Origin of the sequence: Neopusillimonas aromaticivorans (assembly GCF_030344915.1) — a bacterium.
Lineage (GTDB): Bacteria > Pseudomonadota > Gammaproteobacteria > Burkholderiales > Burkholderiaceae_B > Neopusillimonas > Neopusillimonas aromaticivorans.
This window is the reverse complement of record NZ_CP128233.1, coordinates 1,492,006-1,508,839: the sequence shown is the minus strand read 5'-3', so window position 1 is coordinate 1,508,839 and position 16,834 is coordinate 1,492,006. Positions and strand designations below refer to the sequence as shown.

Genomic DNA, 16,834 nt, shown 5'->3' with positions numbered 1-16,834 from the left:
ACGGAGATCCTTGCATGGCTCATGCTCCCGCAGCACAACAACACGCGCTCAGCGGTGTAAAAGTCCTCGAGCTCGGTGCCCTGATTGCCGGCCCTTACGCCAGTACGGTGCTGGCGCAGTTTGGTGCCGATGTCATCAAAATCGAGCCGCCTGGCAAAGGCGATCCATTACGGACCTGGCGCAAGCTTCATGACGGTACATCGCTGTGGTGGTATACCCAAAGTCGCAACAAGAAATCGGTCACGCTTGATCTTAAACAGCCGGAAGCACAAGATATTGTGCGCAAGCTGGTGGCAGAGGCTGATATCCTCATCGAAAATTTCCGTCCCGGCACGCTCGAGAAATGGGGTCTTGGCCCCGAGGCCTTGCACGCCATCAACCCGTCGCTGGTATTCGTGCGTATTTCCGGTTATGGCCAGACAGGGCCGGCCAGTCAGAAGCCCGGCTTTGCCGCAATCGCTGAATGCATGGGCGGGCTGCGCTATGTTACGGGTTACCCCGATCACGCCCCGGTGCGTACCGGCGTCAGTCTGGGCGATACCCTGGCATCGTTGTACGCGGTCATTGGTGCCCTGATTGCCATGCATCATGTCAAAGTCAATAAGGGCAAAGGACAGGTCATTGACGTGGCCCTGTATGAAGCGGTCTTTGCTGTGATGGAAAGTCTGATCCCAGAATATTCGGTTGGCGGTCATATTCGTGAGCGTACCGGTTCGGCGTTGCCCGGCATCGTACCCTCCAACACGTATCAGTGCCAGGATGGCAGCTATGTGGCTATCGCCGGTAATGGTGATGGCATCTTCAAACGCCTGATGGACGCCATTGGCCGTTCAGACCTGGGTGCAGACCCTGCGCTGGCTCAAAATGACGGGCGGGCAAAACAGACAGAAATGCTGGATGGTGTGATTGCAAGCTGGGCTGCAGAGCATACCCTTGAGCATATTCTGGAAACGCTGGATGCGGCGTCAGTGCCTTGCGGTCGTATCTATACCGCCAAAGATATTTACGAAGATGCCCACTATCGGGCACGCGATATGATCCAGTCGTTTGTGTTGCCCGATGGCCAGCCGGTAGACCTGCCGGGTATTGTGCCCAAGCTGAGCGAAACACCTGGACAAACGCGCTGGCTGGGCCCGAAACTGGGTGAGCACACGCGCGAGGTGCTCGAACAGATCGGCGTCACACCCGAGCAATATGAAAAGATGAAACAGGCGGGGTTGGCATGATGAATTCACCAATAACCGGCAAGAAACTGTATATACAAGAGGTTTCGGTACGCGACGGTTTCCAGATTGAACCGCGCTTTATTCCAACAGAACAGAAAGTCGAACTGATCAACGCCTTGTCCCGTACGGGGCTGGCCAAGATTGAAGTGACCTCGTTCACTTCACCCAAGGCCATACCGAACCTGGCTGATGCTGAAGCGGTCATGCAGCAGATTGACCGTATCGACGGTGTGTTGTACGCCGTACTGGTACCGAATGTACGCGGCTGCGAACGTGCCCTGGCGTGCGGAGTCGATGAAATCAATCTATTCATGTCAGCCAGCGCCACGCATAACCTCGCCAATCTGCGCATGACCCAGGAACAGTCGTTGAGCCAGTTCGAGCAGGTAGTGCGTCACATCGATGGCCGCGTGGCCATCAACGCTTCGCTGTCAACCGCGTTTGGGTGCCCGTTCGATGGTGCGGTGCCGGATCGCGTTGTGTTTGATTTGGTGCAGCGCTATCTCGACATGGGCATTAACGCCGTCAGTCTGTGCGACACCACCGGTGTGGCCAATCCTGCGCAGGTTGAGCGCGTGTGTGCCCAGGTGCGCGAGCGTTGGCCCGAGCTGGTCCTGACGGCCCACTTCCACGATACCCGTGCTATGGGGCTGGCTAATGTGCTGGCGGCCTTGCGTGCCGGCATTGACCGCTTTGACGCCTCGTTGGGCGGCTTGGGCGGTTGTCCGTTTGCACCTGGCGCCAGCGGCAATGTGTGTACCGAAGATATGGTCCACATGCTTCAGGCCATGGGCTACGACACGGGTGTCAACCTTGATCAACTCATCGAAATTTCCCGCCTGCTTCCCGAAATCGTCGGTCATGACGTTCCGAGTCAGGTTGCCAAGGCGGGCCCTTACACACGCCGCTATCCCGTGCCTGAGTCGGTGCGGGCTCTTTCAGGAGCAAACCAATGAAAATCTGCCGTTTCAACGATAACCGTCTGGGCGTTGCCCGCGATGACCGCATTTACGATGTGACCGATGCCCTCGATGTCTTGCCTGCCCTGCGTTATCCGGCACCGACGTACGACGTGCTCATTGCCAACCTTGACACGGTGCGCACCCGCATTGAGGCATTGCTGCCTGCGGCTACCTCGGTTCCGGTTGACAGCGTTACCTTCCTTAGCCCGGTTGCCAATCCGGGCAAAATCGTCGCGGCACCGGTCAATTACACGAAGCACCTTGAAGAGGCCCGTGCCGACGCAGAGATCCATCATCAGAACGCCATTCAGGAAATCCAGAGAATCGGCTTGTTTCTGAAGGCGACCAGTTCATTGGTGGGCGTCAGTGCCGGTGTTGATCTCGAGCATCCCAACCGGCGCAACGACCATGAAGCCGAGGTCGTTGCCGTCATTGGCAAGCAGGGGCGCAATATTTCTGCTGCCGATGCGCTGTCGTATGTGGCCGGCTACAGCATTGGCCTGGACATGACAACACGCGGTCCAGAAGAACGCAGCATGCGTAAATCGATTGACACTTACAGCGTGGTGGGCCCGTGGCTGGTCACGTCGGATGAGCTGTCCGACCCGTCGGCGCTTGACTTTGAATTGACCGTAAACGGAGAGCCGCGCCAGAAGGCCAATACCCGTGATCTGATTCTGGGTATTCCGGAAATTATCGAGTACGCCTCATCGTTCTATACCTTGCATCCGGGCGATATTATTTTCACAGGCACGCCCGAAGGCGTGGGCCCGGTTGTGGGCGGTGACACGATTCACGTCACCATGCAGGGCATTGGCAGCATCAGCGTCGCCGTGCGATCGCCCAAGGCCTGATCGATGGGCTGGCCAGGTATTCTATTTTGCTATGGTTAATAAAAAAATTCATCTATAAAGATATACCAAAGCGTTATCAGACGCGCATAATACGACTTACCTGGTCACTGAATGGTCAGACAGGGTCGCACCCTGCACCGGTGGCTTGTCCTACAACATCAAATCAAAGAGATCGCCATGTCTTACGTCGTTAAAGCTCCTGAAATCGTTGCCGTTCCCGTCAACGGTTCTTCCGATACATTCCCGGTGCGCCGGGTGTATTGTGTCGGTCGCAACTACGCTGCACATGCCCGCGAAATGGGTTTTGACCCTGACCGCGAACCGCCATTCTTCTTTTGCAAGCCTGCTGACTCCGTGCGTCCGGTCGCTTACGGCGATACGCTTGACATCCCCTACCCCAGCGAAACCAGCAACTATCATTACGAAATTGAACTCGTTGCGGCAATCGGCAAGGGCGGCTCCAACATCAGTGTTGAGCAGGCGCTTGAGCACGTCTGGGGCTACGCCGTAGGCCTCGACATGACCCGTCGCGATCTGCAAATGAAAATGCGCGAAATGGGCCGTCCCTGGGAACTGGGCAAAGCGTTTGACGACAGCGGCCCGATTGGCCCTCTGCATCCGGTAGCCCAAGTCGGTCACCTGGAAAAAGCGGAAATCTCCCTGCTGGTCAATGGCGAAGTCAAACAGAAAAGCAGCATCGACAAACTCATCTGGTCGGTGGCTGAAACCATTGCCGATCTGTCCAAATACTTCCATCTGGAAGAAGGCGACCTGATCTACACCGGCACCCCTGAAGGCGTGGGTGCGGTGGTGCGAGGTGACCTGATGGTCGGCAAGGTCGAGGGTCTGGGCGAAATCAAGGTCAAGGTGGTGTAAACCATGGATCTGCACACCTTCTTCAACAGTTCGGCCTCGTACCGGGTCCGCATCGTTCTTGGTCTCAAGAATGTGCAGGCCAACCAGGTGCCGGTCAACATCCGCGTCATGGAGCATAAAAATGACGCGTATGTGCGCAACAACCCCAGTGCCAGTGTCCCCATGCTCGATGACAACGGGTTTCACCTGGGCCAATCGCTGGCGATTGCCGACTACCTTGATGCGAAGTTCCCCGAGCCGCGTCTGTTGCCGGCTGATCCGGCAAAGCGGGCTCGTGTCCTTGAGGTCGCCAATCTTGTTGCGTGTGATATCCATCCGCTGAACAACTTGCGGGTACTCAAGTACCTAACCAAGGAACTGGGTGTTTCCGACGAGCAGAAAACGGCTTGGTACAACCACTGGATTGCCGAGGGTTTTGTTGCACTTGAGGCCCTGCTTGAACGTGCCGGTTCGCAGAATTTCTGCTTTGACGAACAGGTATCGCTGGCAGATTGCTGTCTGGTACCGCAAGTGGCTAACGCGTTGCGCATGAAATGCGATCTGACACCGTACAAGCGGGTTATGGCGGTGTACAACCATTGCAACACGCTGCCGGCCTTCCAGCAGGCAGCGCCCGCAAAACAACCTGATTATCAACCCTGATTTTTCATCCCTGATCACATCAGGCATGTGACGGCCCGCTAATGTCTGGCTGTGGTTCGTCACGTCTTTACAAAGGTGGACAACATGACAAACACAGCTAAACAAAAGGTCATTATCGTCGGTGGCGGTATTGGCGGTCTGGCCGCCGCCCTGTCGCTTTCCCGTCAGGGCGTCGAAATCCTGTTGCTCGAGCAGGCTGACCAGATCGGTGAAATTGGTGCCGGCATCCAGTTGGGGCCGAACGCCTTTGCAGCGCTTGATGCCCTGGGCGTGGGTGAGGCCTCGCGCAACCGGGCTGTGTTCACCGACCACGTCACCATGATGGATGCCGTTGATGCCGCCCAGGTCGTGCGCATTGAAACCGATGAAAAATTCCGTCAACGTTTCGGCAACCCGTACGCGGTGATTCACCGGGCCGACATTCATTTGTCAATTCTGGAAGCCGTACAAGACAATCCGCTGATCCAGTTCAAGACCTCCACGCACGTCGAAGACGTCAAGGTCACCAGCACCGGTGTCGAAATCACCGACAGCAAGGGCGAAGTCTACAAGGCCGACGCGGTGATTGGCTGTGATGGGGTGAAGTCCGTCATTCGCGCCAAGACGATCGGCATGAAGCACCGCGTTACCGGTCATGTGGTCTACCGTGCCGTGGTCGATAGCGAAAACATGCCCGAAGAGTTGCGCATCAATGCACCTGTGCTCTGGGCAGGCCCGCACTGTCACCTGGTGCACTACCCCTTGCGTGCCGGAAAGCAATATAACCTGGTGGTTACCTTCCACAGCCGTGAGCAGGAAGAATGGGGTGTACGTGACGGCAGCAAGGAAGAAGTGCTCTCGTACTTCCAGGGTATTCATCCAACCCCGCGTCAAATGCTCGATCGTCCGACCTCGTGGCGTCGCTGGGCCACGGCGGATGCCGACCCGGTTGAGTCCTGGGGCCAAGGTCGTACAACCGTATTAGGTGATGCGGCTCACCCCATGACACAATATATGGCCCAAGGCGCATGCATGGCGCTTGAAGACGCCGTCACGCTGGGTGAAGCCTATGCCAAGACCGGCGGTGACCTGGACGCCACCTTCCGTCTGTATGAGTCGGTACGTATTCCACGTACCGCCCGCGTGGTCTGGTCGGCCCGTGAAATGGGTCGCCTGTATCATGCCAAAGGCGTGGAGCGTCAGGTACGCAATCTGCTCTGGAAAGGCAAAACCCAAGACCAGTTTTATACGCAACTCGAGTGGCTTTACGGCTGGCGTAAAGACAACTGTCTCGAGCCGCGCTAACATCGCGCTTTGTTTCACCATTCCAACTCGAAAGGAGACTCTATGAAACTGTTTAAGAAAATGGGTTTGGGCATGACCCTGGGCCTGACCGCCGTCATGGCCCAGTGCCGCTGACAAACCGCTTGATATCGGTCTGATCACCACCCTGTCCACCCCGGCCGGCTACATCGGCGAAGACGAGCGTGACGGCTTTTTGCTGGCCGTCAAGCAAGAAGGTGGAAAACTGGGTGGCGTGCCTGTCAATGTCATCGTCGAAGACGATGGCCTCAAGCCAGGCTCCGGCAAGCAGATCGCTGAAAAGATGGTGCAAGACGGCGTTCGCCTGTTCACCGGCATCAACTTCTCCAACGTCCTGGTGGCTGTCGTGCCGACCGTCATGAAATCAGGCGGTTTCTATGTCAGCCTGAACGCGGGTCCGTCAACCTTTGCGGGCAAGGGCTGCGAAAAGAACTACTTCTCGGTCGCCTTCCAGAACGACTCGTACAGCGACAGTGCCGCAATTGCTGCCAACAACATGGGCATCAAGAAAATGGTCATCATGGCCCCTGCCTACCAAGCGGGGCGTGATGCTCTGAGCGGCTTCAAGCGGGTCTACAAGGGTGAAATCCTGGCGGAAATCTACACCAAGCTCGACCAGTCAGATTTCTCGGTTGAACTGGCCCGTATCCGTTCGCTCGAACCCGAAGCGGTATTCGAGTTCTTGCCCGGTGGTGCCGGCATCAACTTTGCCAAGCAGTGGGCCAACTCGGGCCTGGGCGATAAAGTCAAAATGGTGACCACGCTGTACTCCATGGATGACCGCATGCTCAAAGCCACCGGCGATGCCAGCAAAGGGTACTACCTGACCACGCAGTGGACCGCCGATGTTGACAATGCAGCCAACAAACAGTTTGTTGAAGCGTTCCAGAAAGAGTACGGTCGCCGCCCGACCGTTTATGCGGCAACCTCATACGATACGGGCCGTTTGATGGCATCGGCACTGAAGGCTGTTGGTGGTGACATCAAAGGCAAGGAAGACCAGTTCCGCGAAGCCCTGCGCAAGGCTGAATTCGAAAGCGTGCGCGGCAACTTCAAGTTTGCAGCCAACCATCATCCGGTCCAGGACTGGTTCATGGTGCGTGTCGAGCCTAATGCCAAGGGCGAACTCGATTACAAATTCGTCGAGACCATCGTGAAAGATCACGTTGATCCTTACGTTGCTGAATGCAAAATGAACTAAGCCGTAACTGAACTGTAAGAAATTGTCGGTATCCCCGCTAAAATCTTGAAGGTTAAAGTGTTTATGTTTACAGTAACGCAAAACTGAACACGTCTACTGTTGTCTCAATGGTTTCAAGGCAGCGGGGATACCGGCAACGCAGGTTGTCTGTATCCCTTTTTTGGTCTTGGTGCGTTTGCACTGTGTTGCGTCAGCAGATTCAGTATGAAGACCAGCGGGTGGCTGTCATGTAGTTGCTGCACAGCCTTCGGCGTAAATGGAAAGTTCCCATGTATATGTTCATAGAGCAGGCCATGAATGGCTTGCAGTACAGTGCCCTGTTGTTCCTGCTGTCGGCGGGCCTGACCCTGATTTTCGGCATTATGAATGTCGTGAATCTGGCGCACGGTTCGTTCTATATGGTAGGTGCATTTTGCGCGGCTTCGGCCGTTGCCATTACCGGTTCGTTCTCGGTGGCCATTCTGGCGGCGCTGTTCAGTGCTGCGATTTATGGTCTTATCGTTGAAAAACTCATCATCAGTCGCCTTTACCACCGGGATCACCTTGACCAGGTATTGGCGACCTTGGGCGTTATTTTCTTTACCAATGCACTGGTTACCCTGGTGTTTGGTCGCTCCCCGCCCTTTGTCGATATTCCGCCTCTGCTTTCGGGTTCGGTGCAGATCTTGCCTGGCCTGAACTACCCCATCATGCGTCTGGCGTTCATTGGCGCGGGTGTGCTGGTTGCGATTGGGTTGTGGATTCTCATTTCGCGTACGCGTATCGGCATGCTCGTGCGGGCCGGTGCCGATGACGCCGAAACCGTCGACGCGCTGGGCATCAACATCCGTCGCCTGTTTACGCTGGTGTTTGCGCTGGGTGCCTTGCTGGGCGGTTTTGCCGGTGTCATGGGTGCCCCGCTGCTGGCCGTTGAGATCGGCATGGGTGAAAAGATCCTTATCACGACACTGGTGGTGATTGTGGTCGGCGGTGTCGGTTCGGTGCGTGGTGCGCTGGTGGGTTCATTGCTGGTGGGCCTGGTCGACTCGTTTGGTCGTGCGTACATTCCGCTGGGCATGTCGCAGCTTTTGCCCCCGAATACAGTGATTCGGTCAGCTCCAGCCTGGTTTCGGCCAGTATTTACATTCTTATGGCGATCGTCCTGCTGGTGAAACCCCGTGGGCTGGTTCCTGCTCAAAGGTAAACAGACAATGACTCGCAAATATATTGTTGTCGGCATAATTTTTGCCCTGCTGATTCTGGTGCCGCCCATTGCCAACGTCACCGACGACACCTTTCTGGTCAGCATGGTTACCCGTTTTGTCATTTATGCCTTGGCCGCTGTCAGTCTTGACCTGATTCTAGGGTACGGGGCGATGGTCAGCTTTGGCCATGCGGCGTTCTTTGGTATTGGCGGGTACGTGGTGGCCATTGTGGGCTTTCACATGGACATGGGTGACACGTTATTCGGTTGGGCCGGCAGTAATTCGGCCCTGGTGATCTGGCCGCTGGCCATGATCCTGGCTGCGGCGGTCGGTGCCATCATGGGGGCTTTGTCGCTGCGCACCAGTGGCATCCAGTTCATCATGATCACGCTGGCGTTTGCCCAGATGCTGTATTTCGTGCTGGTGGGGCTGGTGCAGTACGGTGGTGACGATGGCCTATCGATCACCAACCGTAACGTCATTCCGGGCCTTGATGTCGATGACAACGCCACGTTCTATTACATCTGCCTGGTTCTGCTGACCGTCTGGGTTTTCATTTGCCGTCGTATCGTCAATTCGCCATTCGGCATGGTGCTGCGCGGCTTCAAGCAAAACGAGCGTCGTAACGTGAACCTTGGTTATGCGCCGATGCCCTACAAGCTCTCTGCCTTTGTCATTTCGGCGGCCGGTACAGGTCTGGCCGGTGTGTTGTGGGCCAACTATGCGCTGTATGCCAGCCCCGACATGGCGTCGTGGCTCAAGTCCGGTGAACTGATGAGCATGATCATCCTGGGCGGTATGGGCACTATTTTTGGTCCGATCATCGGTGCAGCAGTCTTCCTGGGCCTTGAGCAAATCCTTACGGCCTGGACCGAGCACTGGATGCTGTTCCTGGGCCCCATCATGATTCTGGTGGTTCTCTTTAGCCGCCGCGGTATTTTTGGCTGGTTGGTCGGAGGACGCAACAATGACTGATAAAAAACCCAAACTCGAGATTCGCAACCTGCGTAAAAGCTTTGGTGCTCTCGCCGCGACCGATGACGTCAACCTCACGGTGTACGCGGATGAAATCCACGCCCTGATCGGCCCGAACGGTGCGGGTAAAACCACACTGATCTCGCAGATCAGCGGCGAGATCATGCCCGATTCCGGCCAGATCCTGCTCGATGGCAAAGACATCACGCGGGTTCCGCCGCACCAGCGTGCGGCAGTCGGTCTGGCCCGTTCATTCCAGATCAGCCAGTTGTATCTCGACTTTACGGTCGAAGACAACGTGGCCATGGCCGTGCAGGCAGGTACCAGCAAACGGTTCAGCCTGTGGCGCAATGCCCGTAACGATGAGTCGTTGCGCAAGCCAGCGCGCGATGCGTTGGTCAAGGTGGGTCTTGATCATCGCGCCAACGACCTGGTGTCATCGCTGGCGCACGGTGAGAAGCGGCAGCTTGAACTGGCCATTGCCCTGTCATTGAACGCGCCCGTACTGTTGCTGGACGAGCCGATGGCCGGTCTGGGGGCGGAAGAATCCATGCTCATGAAGGACATTCTTCAAAGCCTCAAGGGCCAGTATGCCATGCTGCTGGTCGAGCACGATATGGACATCGTGTTTGCCCTGGCCGATCGTTGTACTGTGCTGGTGTATGGTCACCCTATTTTCACCGGTACGCCCGATGAAGTCCGTGACCACCCTGCCGTGCGTGACGCCTATCTGGGAAATGAATAATGCTGAAAGCTGAAAAAATTGAATCGGGTTACGGCCAAAGCAAGGTGTTGTTTGGCCTTGATCTTGAAATCCCGTCGCAAACTGTGGTTTCGTTGATTGGCCGTAACGGCATGGGTAAAACCACGACAGTGCGTACCATCATGGGCATGCTGCCTCTGCAGGCGGGTACCCTTCGCCTGGGCGGTGAGGTCATCAACGGCTATCGGCCACATCAGATTGCACGTCTGGGGTGTGGCCTGGTGCCTGAAGGCCGTCATGTGTTCCCGTCGCTAAGTGTTTACGAAAATCTTTACGCAACCGCCCGTAACGATTCGAATGGTCCATGGACGATTGATGCTGTTTATGAACTGTTCCCCCGTCTGCATGAGCGTCGTGCGCAGTCGGCTCGCACGTTGTCTGGCGGTGAGCAGCAAATGCTGGCCATTGGCCGGGCCTTGCTGACCAATCCCCGGCTGTTGATTCTCGACGAAGCGACTGAAGGTCTGGCCCCGGTCATTCGTCAGGAAATCTGGGCTTGCCTGAATCGTCTCAAACGTGAAGGTCAGACCATCTTGCTGATTGATAAAAACCTGAAAGAAATGCAGCACCTGGTTGATCGTCACCACATCATCGAGAAGGGCCGCATCGTCTGGAACGGTACGTCAGATGAATTGCTGGCACAGCCGGATCTGGTGAACCAGTATCTGGGGGTTTAACCGGAAGACCTGAGGGTATCGGTGCTTGGCTTGGTCAGGCCTTCCGTTATTGTCCGCAGGGTGGTGACAGCGATTTTGGGCCGTTAAAGCTGGGAGTTTTCCGGTTTTAACGGCTTTTGTGTTTTTGCAACCTGTGCGTTTTCATTTGTGCGGGGCTGGCGCAGGGCATGGCTGACAGGCCTGACCTGATGGCGTGGACGGACCACGCGGAACATGAGCCATTGTTGGCTTCAGGCTTCAGGGCTGCAACGAGGCGGCGATCAGATCGGCGGTTTTTTGGTAGTGTTGTGCCAGCAGTTGGGTGGCGACAGGAATATCGCGGCTGAGAGTGGCTTCGACCAGGTTGCGATGTTCGCTGGAAACGTCGCGCGGCGCATCTGTTTTGTAACGGTTGACCAGCATCGGGCGGCGGTAACGCTCGGTCTGGATGTACAGTTTCATTGAAAACTCAAGCAACCATTCCGAATCACAGGCGCTGATCAGGGCCTGGTGCAGAGCCAGGTGGCGGTGTTCGATCTGGTCGTAATTCAGTTCGGAAGCGTTATCCGGGTTCTGGATACTGCCGGCGTTGTTGCTGCCATGTCGGCGCGTGACCAACGACAGCGTATGCAGGCTGCCCACCACACGGGTTTCCCAGTCGTCGTTACCACGCTCAATGGATCGTTTCAGGGCTTCGCAGTCAATGAAGATGCGTGTGCTCATGGCATCGCGCATTTCCTTCAGCGACAGGGGCGACACCCGGAAACCCTTCAGGGCGACGGCATCAACCAAGTGTTCGCTGTGCAGCCGGTTCAGTGCTTCACGCAAAGGTGAAAAACTGAGCTGGTAACGATTTTCAGGAACTCAAGGCGCAAGGCAGACCCCGGGGCAAGGCCCCCGAGATAATGTCATGCTTGATGGCCCGATAGGCCTGCTCGGCCAACGTGACCGATTTGGCGGCCTCGACGGGTTCGAGCAGGTTCGGGTCAGTCAGGACATTCATGATGCAGCTTAACGGCCTTCGTTCAGCTCGTCTTCACCCTCTTCGTCGTCAAAGCTGACGGCGCTTTCGGGGCCGATGAACTGGGCAGCCTGTTGGGGCTTGCGGTTCACCTGCAGATTGAAGACGTCAAAGCGGTTGTAGTGGCCGGTGATGTCGTGCATCTGGCGAGGCTGGATGCATTTCGACAGATCGCAATCGGCATAGACGATGCCTTCCTTGTCGATCAGCGGTGTGCCTACAACGCGGCCATCGGGCCCGATGACACCCGAGAATGCACTGTTTTCACGACGCAGCAGCGTGTCGGCTTGCGGGTGCGTGTCGGTGAACAGGTTGATGATGTCGTCGGTGACCGTCGAGCACGATACGATGGTGAACACTTTGCCTTCGAACGAGTGCGCCATGGCACGAACCTTGATGGCTTCGGACATGTCGTAGTCGGGCGGAGCAACCGGCAGCGAAATGTAGCTGGCGATGTGCAGCATTTCGCCTTGGGCCAACAGGCTGAAACGGGCCAGTGTATTGGTGTTCTCGCCGCAGGCCAGTGCCACCGATCTTGCCGATCGGGGTATCGTAGACGCGCAGGGAGCTGCCGTCGCCGTTGGACCACGTGAGTTTTTCGGCCCAGGTGGGTACCAGTTTGCGGTGGCGACCTACGATTTTGCCTTCCGGGCTGATGAACACCAGCGTGTTGTAGATGGTGGAAACACCATGCTTGCTGCGTTCGTTCACACCGATGACGACAAAGGCGTTGTTTGCTTTTGCCGCCTGTGCCACACGGCGGATTTCCGGCCCGGGGATTTCGATGGCGCTACGTGCCAGCTTTTCGAACCAGGGGCTGCCCTCGACCGGAGACATGAACCAGCTCCAGTAGGGGTAGCACGAAATGAACACTTCGGGGAATGCGATCAGCTGCGCGCCGTTACCGGCGGCTTCTTTAATAAGCGCGCAGACTTTGTCGACCGTTGCATCCGTGTCCATGAAAACGGGAGACGCCTGTACGGCGGCCACCCGTGTAGTGGGCAGATTCAGCATGGTTATTACACCTTGACAACCGGGTTGCGCAGCGAGCCGATGCCTTCGATGTGGCATTCGACCACGTCGCCGGGCCAGAGCCATTCCTGGGGTGTGCGGCCGGCACCAACGCCTGCGGGAGTACCGGTGGCGATGATATCGCCGGGTTCCAGTGTGATGCCTTTGCTGATGTCGGCGACCAGCTCATCAACCTTGAACAGCATGTAGGCGGTGTTCGAGTTCTGCTTTTCAACGCCATTGACGGTGAGCCACAGTTTCAGGTTTTGGGGATCAGGGATTTCGTCAGCAGTCACGATGCACGGACCGAACGGTGCATAAGTGTCCTGGCCTTTCGAGTAGATCCACTGGCCCGAGCGGCGGTTGTCGCGGGCGCTGATGTCGTTCATGATGCTGTAGCCGAAAACGTATTGCAGCGCGTCTTTGCGCTCAACGCGCTTGGCACGTGTACCGATGATGGCGGCCAGTTCGCATTCCCAGTCCATTTGCTGGGTGATTTCTGCGTTGTGCTCGATGGCGTCACCGTCAGCGATAACCGTGGTGGGCGGCTTCGAGAAAATGACGGGCTGCTTGGGCAGATCGGGCGATGTGTCGAGTGATTTGGCAGATTCAGCCACGTGCTCGGTGTAGTTCAGACCGATACCGAAAATGTTTTTGCGTGGGCGTGGAATGGGGGCCAGCAGCTTGACGTTCTGCACAGGGATAGCCACGCCAAGGGGCCATTCGCCGCGGTACGTGTTAAGCAGCTCGGTGGTGCTTTTCACCGCTTCGGGGCCGAGGTCGATGAAGTCGAGCATGTTGTCAGGCAGGTCCATGCCGGCGGCATCGCCCAACCATTGCAGGTCGATCACCAGATTGCCGTCAAGTGCGCCCAGACGGGACTCTTCGTTGACGGTGCGGCGGTAGGTAACTAAACGCATGAAATTTCCTTTAAAGACTGAATAGAAAGGTGAGTCGGGGGTGCCCCCGGGCCGGCACATAAAAGGGGCGCCGGGCAATCGGCCCGGGCACCCCGTGTTCTGGCCGGATTAAGCCAGGATCGGCTGATGGCCGTCGTTTTCTTTGAGCGCTTCTTCGCGATACAGGCCCAGCGAGTTCATGACCGGCAGGTCATTGAAGCAGAACAGGCACGCATCTTCGGTGGCGCTGGCGTTGACGTGTTCGTGGAACATCCAGGACGGTACGCAGAAAATGTCGCGTTCTTCCCAGTCGAAACGTTTGCCGTTGATAATGGAGTAACCCTTGCCTTTGGCCACCTGGTAAATGAAGCTGCCGGTGTGGCGGTGGGCTTTGGTGTGCTCGCCGGGACGCAGCATTTGCATGCTGGCGCCGATGGTTTGCATGACGGGGCCGCCGGTTTTTGGGTTGATATAGTTCATCAACACGCCGTCAAACGGTGAGCCGTCAGTGACTTTGGCGTAGCGGCTCAGGGCCTCATAGGTGGGTGCCCATTCGTACTTGAACAAGGGCGAGTACGCGTGCGACCATTTGTCGTTGGCCGGCACCAGGCCCGAATTGCCCCAGGCATGGGTGCTGTCGTTGACCTCATAGGTAACCGCTTGCTGCAGGTCGGGGTGAACGGCGTAGAAGTTGGCGTCCAGCGCGTTCATCAGGGGGATATCCAGGCCGTCTTGCCAGATGCAGGGCAGCCCGTCTTCCTCAACACCATGTTCGTGCCAGGTACCGTTGGGCGTCAAGACGAAGTCGTTCGCACCCAATGTCATTTTGTGGCCATCGACAATGGTGTAGGCACCACGGCCTTCCATGATGAAACGCAAGGCGCTGGCCGAGTGGGCGTGTGCCGACGCGCGTTCACCGGGGTGCATGACCTGCAGGCCCGAATACAGCCAGCCCACGGCAGCAGCCACGTCGCGGCGACCGGGGTTGTCCAGGTAAATTACGCGGCGGCCGGCTTTTTCGGGGATACCAGTGAAACCGACTTCAGGACGTGTTCGCGCAGTTGCTTGAACTTCCAGAGCACCGGTACCGAAGGGGATTGCGGGAACCAGGGTTCGATCTTGTTGGCAACCGTCCAGAGGGCGGCGGTGTTCATTTTTTCCAGATCGTCGTAGTACGCAATGAGTTCTGGCGTATCTTCAACGTTGGCACGACCTAAAACGTCTTCGCGAAAGTTATTATTTTCGCGGGCGGTTGATTTCATGGTATGACCCCTGAAGGTTAGGATTTTATAAAATAACCCGTATTTTCGAAGACTATATTCTTTTTGCCCGACGCTGACAAGCCGGTGCAGCTTGAATCAACAGGAATAGGCATGGCAACTGACTGGACCGACCGGCTGAGGCTGCGTAATTTGCGGTATTTGCTCAGCCTTGAGCAAACCCGCAACCTTAGCCATTCGGCGTCCTTGCTCAATACCACTCAACCCGGCCTGTCCAAATGGCTCAAAGAGCTGGAAGAAGATGTCGGCCTGCCCCTGTTCGAGCGCCATGCGCGCGGGCTGATTCCCACGCCCAATGGCAAGGTACTGATCGAGCATGCCCGGCGCGTATTGTCCCAGCTTGACCGCGCCGCGACCGACATGAGTACGCTGCGTGAAGGCGTGAGCGGTCGTTTGGCCATCGGTGCGTCGGGCGCGGCAGCCTCGGTATCGGCACCCATGGCGATCCTGCGCATGGCTGAACGCCTGCCCGCACTGCGTGTTGACCTGGTTGAAGCCACGATGGATCGTTTGCTGGTTATGCTGGCCCAGGGTGAACTGGATGTGGTCATCGGGCGTACCAGCAAACAGATGCTGGATGGTGCGCTGATCAGCAGCGAGTTGCTGTACGTTGAGCCGGTCGACCTCATTGCCCGGCCCGGTCATCCGTTATTTTTGAAAACCACGGTGAACTGGGATGATGTCGAGCGTTACCGCTGGATCGTCTGGCCCCGCGAAACGCCGGTACGCAACGCGCTTGAAGCGGCATTGGCCAGTGCGGGCCGTCAACTGCCCAAAAACTACGTGGAATCCAATTCCGTCATTGCCAACGTCACCCTGCTGACGCACAGTGACATGATCGGTACGGCGTCGCACCGGTCAACGCAGATGCTGACCCGGCTCAAGCTGGTGCGAAGCCTGTCGTTGAAAATGCAAGGCTTCGGGTCCGTATCAATGTATTGGCGTAACGACGAAATTTTCCCTCAGACCATCGAGCAGGCGCTCGACTGCATCCGCGACGTCACCCGCTATCAGGAAACCGACGCCGAGATCTGAAGCTGACGAACGACAGTATTTACGGCGGGTTTGCGTGAGCGCTTGCGCATGACGGCATGCACCTGGGTATGGATACCGATGTCTTCAAGCGGACGAAACACCAGTGTGCTGGCCTGATAGCGCCGGGTTGAGCCCGGCACAATGGCGATGCCCAGCCCTGCTGCGACCAGACTCAGTTGCGCCGGCACTTCGGAGACGGCGTGTACAACATCGGGCGTAAACCCCTTCTGGATGCAGGCGTTGTAGATGTGTTGGGCGAAGCGTGAGGTATCGCGGCGCAGCATGATGAAATGTTCTTCGGCCAGTGCAGCCAGGCCCAGCGTGCCGGTCGGGTTCGCCAACCTGTGCCGGTGTGGCAGTGCTACCCATAACGGATCAGGCCAAAGGGCTTCGCTGCACAGCAAGTCGTCTTCGACCACCTGGCGTGAAATGCTGATGTCGATGCGCTGTTCACGCAGCGCCTCGATCTGGTCGTTTGGCGCCATTTCATTGAGGACCACATCAATGTCGGGGTAGGCCTTGGCCAGGTCAGAAATGCACTGGGGCAAGGGCCCCAGGAAATGCGACCCGGATACCCCGATTTCGATGCGGCCGGCCAGACCCGAATGAATATCCTGAACGCGCTGGGTGGCTTCTTTCAGGCGGGCCTGAATGACTCGAACATCGCGCAAAAAGGCGGTACCCGCATCGGTCAGGCTGACCTTGCGGCTGTTGCGCTCGAATAGCTTCACGCCCAGTTCGGTTTCCAGTTGTGCGATTTGTGCGCTGAGCGGGGGTTGTGAAATGTGCAGGCGCTCGGCGGCCCGTGTGAAGTTGAGTTCTTCAGCCAGCGCGGTAAAGTAGCGAAGTTGTCGAAGTTCCATGCGCGGGGGCAGTCGTCTTGTCGGGGGCCGGTATGGGGCTATAGCCCAAACCTTGCACGCAAGACGAAATTTGTATTGGTTTTA

At 57.0% G+C, this 16,834-nt stretch carries 15 protein-coding genes and 3 pseudogenes; 12 read left to right on the top strand and 6 right to left on the bottom strand.

What is annotated here, in order from left to right; all coding sequences use genetic code 11:
- Window positions 1–14: 14 nt before the first annotated feature.
- The 11 genes and pseudogenes from N7E01_RS08180 to N7E01_RS08130 all read left to right on the top strand — a co-directional run bounded on the left by N7E01_RS08180 (window position 15) and on the right by N7E01_RS08130 (window position 10,662).
- Complete coding sequence (locus tag N7E01_RS08180) at window positions 15–1,226, top strand: CaiB/BaiF CoA transferase family protein (RefSeq protein WP_289175477.1); 1,212 nt, start codon at window positions 15–17, stop codon at window positions 1,224–1,226.
- Window positions 1,226–2,182, top strand: a complete 957-nt coding sequence (locus N7E01_RS08175; RefSeq protein WP_289175768.1) for a hydroxymethylglutaryl-CoA lyase — start codon at window positions 1,226–1,228, stop codon at window positions 2,180–2,182. Before N7E01_RS08180 ends, N7E01_RS08175 begins: the two co-directional genes overlap by 1 nt.
- Window positions 2,179–3,042 carry a fumarylacetoacetate hydrolase family protein gene (locus N7E01_RS08170; protein WP_289175475.1) on the top strand — a complete coding sequence of 288 codons (864 nt, stop codon included), beginning with the start codon at window positions 2,179–2,181 and terminating at the stop codon, window positions 3,040–3,042. Before N7E01_RS08175 ends, N7E01_RS08170 begins: the two co-directional genes overlap by 4 nt.
- A gap of 177 nt (window positions 3,043–3,219) precedes the next feature.
- On the top strand, window positions 3,220–3,918 hold the full coding sequence (locus N7E01_RS08165; RefSeq protein ID WP_289175473.1) for a fumarylacetoacetate hydrolase family protein: 699 nt from the start codon (window positions 3,220–3,222) through the stop codon (window positions 3,916–3,918).
- A gap of 3 nt (window positions 3,919–3,921) precedes the next feature.
- Window positions 3,922–4,560 (top strand): maleylacetoacetate isomerase, encoded by a 639-nt coding sequence (maiA, locus tag N7E01_RS08160; RefSeq protein WP_289175471.1) that lies wholly within the window; start codon window positions 3,922–3,924, stop codon window positions 4,558–4,560.
- A gap of 84 nt (window positions 4,561–4,644) precedes the next feature.
- Window positions 4,645–5,844 (top strand): 3-hydroxybenzoate 6-monooxygenase, encoded by a 1,200-nt coding sequence (locus tag N7E01_RS08155; RefSeq protein WP_289175469.1) that lies wholly within the window; start codon window positions 4,645–4,647, stop codon window positions 5,842–5,844.
- Between the two features lie 127 nt (window positions 5,845–5,971).
- A complete protein-coding gene (locus N7E01_RS08150; RefSeq protein WP_289175767.1) occupies window positions 5,972–7,063 on the top strand; it encodes an ABC transporter substrate-binding protein in 1,092 nt (363 codons plus the stop codon).
- A 269-nt stretch (window positions 7,064–7,332) separates the two neighbouring features.
- Window positions 7,333–8,246 (top strand): annotated as a pseudogene (locus N7E01_RS08145) (branched-chain amino acid ABC transporter permease).
- A 7-nt stretch (window positions 8,247–8,253) separates the two neighbouring features.
- Window positions 8,254–9,222, top strand: a complete 969-nt coding sequence (locus N7E01_RS08140) for a branched-chain amino acid ABC transporter permease (RefSeq protein WP_289175467.1) — start codon at window positions 8,254–8,256, stop codon at window positions 9,220–9,222.
- On the top strand, window positions 9,215–9,967 hold the full coding sequence (locus N7E01_RS08135) for an ABC transporter ATP-binding protein (protein ID WP_289175465.1): 753 nt from the start codon (window positions 9,215–9,217) through the stop codon (window positions 9,965–9,967). The genes N7E01_RS08140 and N7E01_RS08135 overlap by 8 nt, the downstream gene beginning before the upstream one ends.
- On the top strand, window positions 9,967–10,662 hold the full coding sequence (locus tag N7E01_RS08130; protein WP_289175464.1) for an ABC transporter ATP-binding protein: 696 nt from the start codon (window positions 9,967–9,969) through the stop codon (window positions 10,660–10,662). Before N7E01_RS08135 ends, N7E01_RS08130 begins: the two co-directional genes overlap by 1 nt.
- A gap of 237 nt (window positions 10,663–10,899) precedes the next feature.
- Here N7E01_RS08130 and N7E01_RS08125 read toward each other — a convergent pair whose 3' ends face one another.
- The 5 genes and pseudogenes from N7E01_RS08125 to N7E01_RS08105 form a co-directional block, all read right to left on the bottom strand.
- The gene (locus N7E01_RS08125; protein ID WP_289175462.1) at window positions 10,900–11,469 is read right to left on the bottom strand and encodes an FCD domain-containing protein; all 570 of its coding nucleotides are present in this window, start codon (window positions 11,467–11,469) and stop codon (window positions 10,900–10,902) included.
- Between the two features lie 28 nt (window positions 11,470–11,497).
- Complete coding sequence (locus tag N7E01_RS08120; protein ID WP_289175459.1) at window positions 11,498–11,644, bottom strand: hypothetical protein; 147 nt, start codon at window positions 11,642–11,644, stop codon at window positions 11,498–11,500.
- An 8-nt stretch (window positions 11,645–11,652) separates the two neighbouring features.
- Window positions 11,653–12,676: pseudogene (locus tag N7E01_RS08115) on the bottom strand (carbon-nitrogen hydrolase family protein).
- A gap of 5 nt (window positions 12,677–12,681) precedes the next feature.
- Window positions 12,682–13,593: a fumarylacetoacetate hydrolase family protein gene (locus N7E01_RS08110; RefSeq protein WP_289175457.1), complete on the bottom strand. Its 912-nt coding sequence runs from the start codon at window positions 13,591–13,593 to the stop codon at window positions 12,682–12,684.
- Between the two features lie 108 nt (window positions 13,594–13,701).
- A pseudogene (locus N7E01_RS08105) lies at window positions 13,702–14,834 on the bottom strand (cupin domain-containing protein).
- A gap of 111 nt (window positions 14,835–14,945) precedes the next feature.
- On the opposite strand from N7E01_RS08105, the gene N7E01_RS08100 reads away from it, so the two are divergent.
- Window positions 14,946–15,887, top strand: coding sequence for a LysR family transcriptional regulator (locus N7E01_RS08100; protein WP_289175455.1), 942 nt, complete (start codon window positions 14,946–14,948; stop codon window positions 15,885–15,887).
- Here the strand turns inward: N7E01_RS08100 and N7E01_RS08095 are convergent.
- On the bottom strand, window positions 15,863–16,750 hold the full coding sequence (locus N7E01_RS08095) for a LysR substrate-binding domain-containing protein (protein WP_289175453.1): 888 nt from the start codon (window positions 16,748–16,750) through the stop codon (window positions 15,863–15,865). The two genes, N7E01_RS08100 and N7E01_RS08095, sit on opposite strands and share 25 nt — an antisense overlap.
- Between the last annotated feature and the right edge of the window lie 84 nt (window positions 16,751–16,834).

What these genes read in the sequence shown, in the direction of transcription:
- N7E01_RS08180 (WP_289175477.1), top strand. Translation starts at nt 15, where the DNA reads ATGGCTCATGCTCCCGCAGCACAACAACACGCGCTCAGCGGTGTAAAA.
- N7E01_RS08175 (WP_289175768.1), top strand. Translation starts at nt 1,226, where the DNA reads ATGAATTCACCAATAACCGGCAAGAAACTGTATATACAAGAGGTTTCG.
- N7E01_RS08170 (WP_289175475.1), top strand. Translation starts at nt 2,179, where the DNA reads ATGAAAATCTGCCGTTTCAACGATAACCGTCTGGGCGTTGCCCGCGAT.
- N7E01_RS08165 (WP_289175473.1), top strand. Translation starts at nt 3,220, where the DNA reads ATGTCTTACGTCGTTAAAGCTCCTGAAATCGTTGCCGTTCCCGTCAAC.
- maiA (WP_289175471.1), top strand. Translation starts at nt 3,922, where the DNA reads ATGGATCTGCACACCTTCTTCAACAGTTCGGCCTCGTACCGGGTCCGC.
- N7E01_RS08155 (WP_289175469.1), top strand. Translation starts at nt 4,645, where the DNA reads ATGACAAACACAGCTAAACAAAAGGTCATTATCGTCGGTGGCGGTATT.
- N7E01_RS08140 (WP_289175467.1), top strand. Translation starts at nt 8,254, where the DNA reads ATGACTCGCAAATATATTGTTGTCGGCATAATTTTTGCCCTGCTGATT.
- N7E01_RS08135 (WP_289175465.1), top strand. Translation starts at nt 9,215, where the DNA reads ATGACTGATAAAAAACCCAAACTCGAGATTCGCAACCTGCGTAAAAGC.
- N7E01_RS08130 (WP_289175464.1), top strand. Translation starts at nt 9,967, where the DNA reads ATGCTGAAAGCTGAAAAAATTGAATCGGGTTACGGCCAAAGCAAGGTG.
- N7E01_RS08120 (WP_289175459.1), bottom strand. Translation starts at nt 11,644, where the DNA reads ATGAATGTCCTGACTGACCCGAACCTGCTCGAACCCGTCGAGGCCGCC.
- N7E01_RS08110 (WP_289175457.1), bottom strand. Translation starts at nt 13,593, where the DNA reads ATGCGTTTAGTTACCTACCGCCGCACCGTCAACGAAGAGTCCCGTCTG.
- N7E01_RS08100 (WP_289175455.1), top strand. Translation starts at nt 14,946, where the DNA reads ATGGCAACTGACTGGACCGACCGGCTGAGGCTGCGTAATTTGCGGTAT.
- N7E01_RS08095 (WP_289175453.1), bottom strand. Translation starts at nt 16,750, where the DNA reads ATGGAACTTCGACAACTTCGCTACTTTACCGCGCTGGCTGAAGAACTC.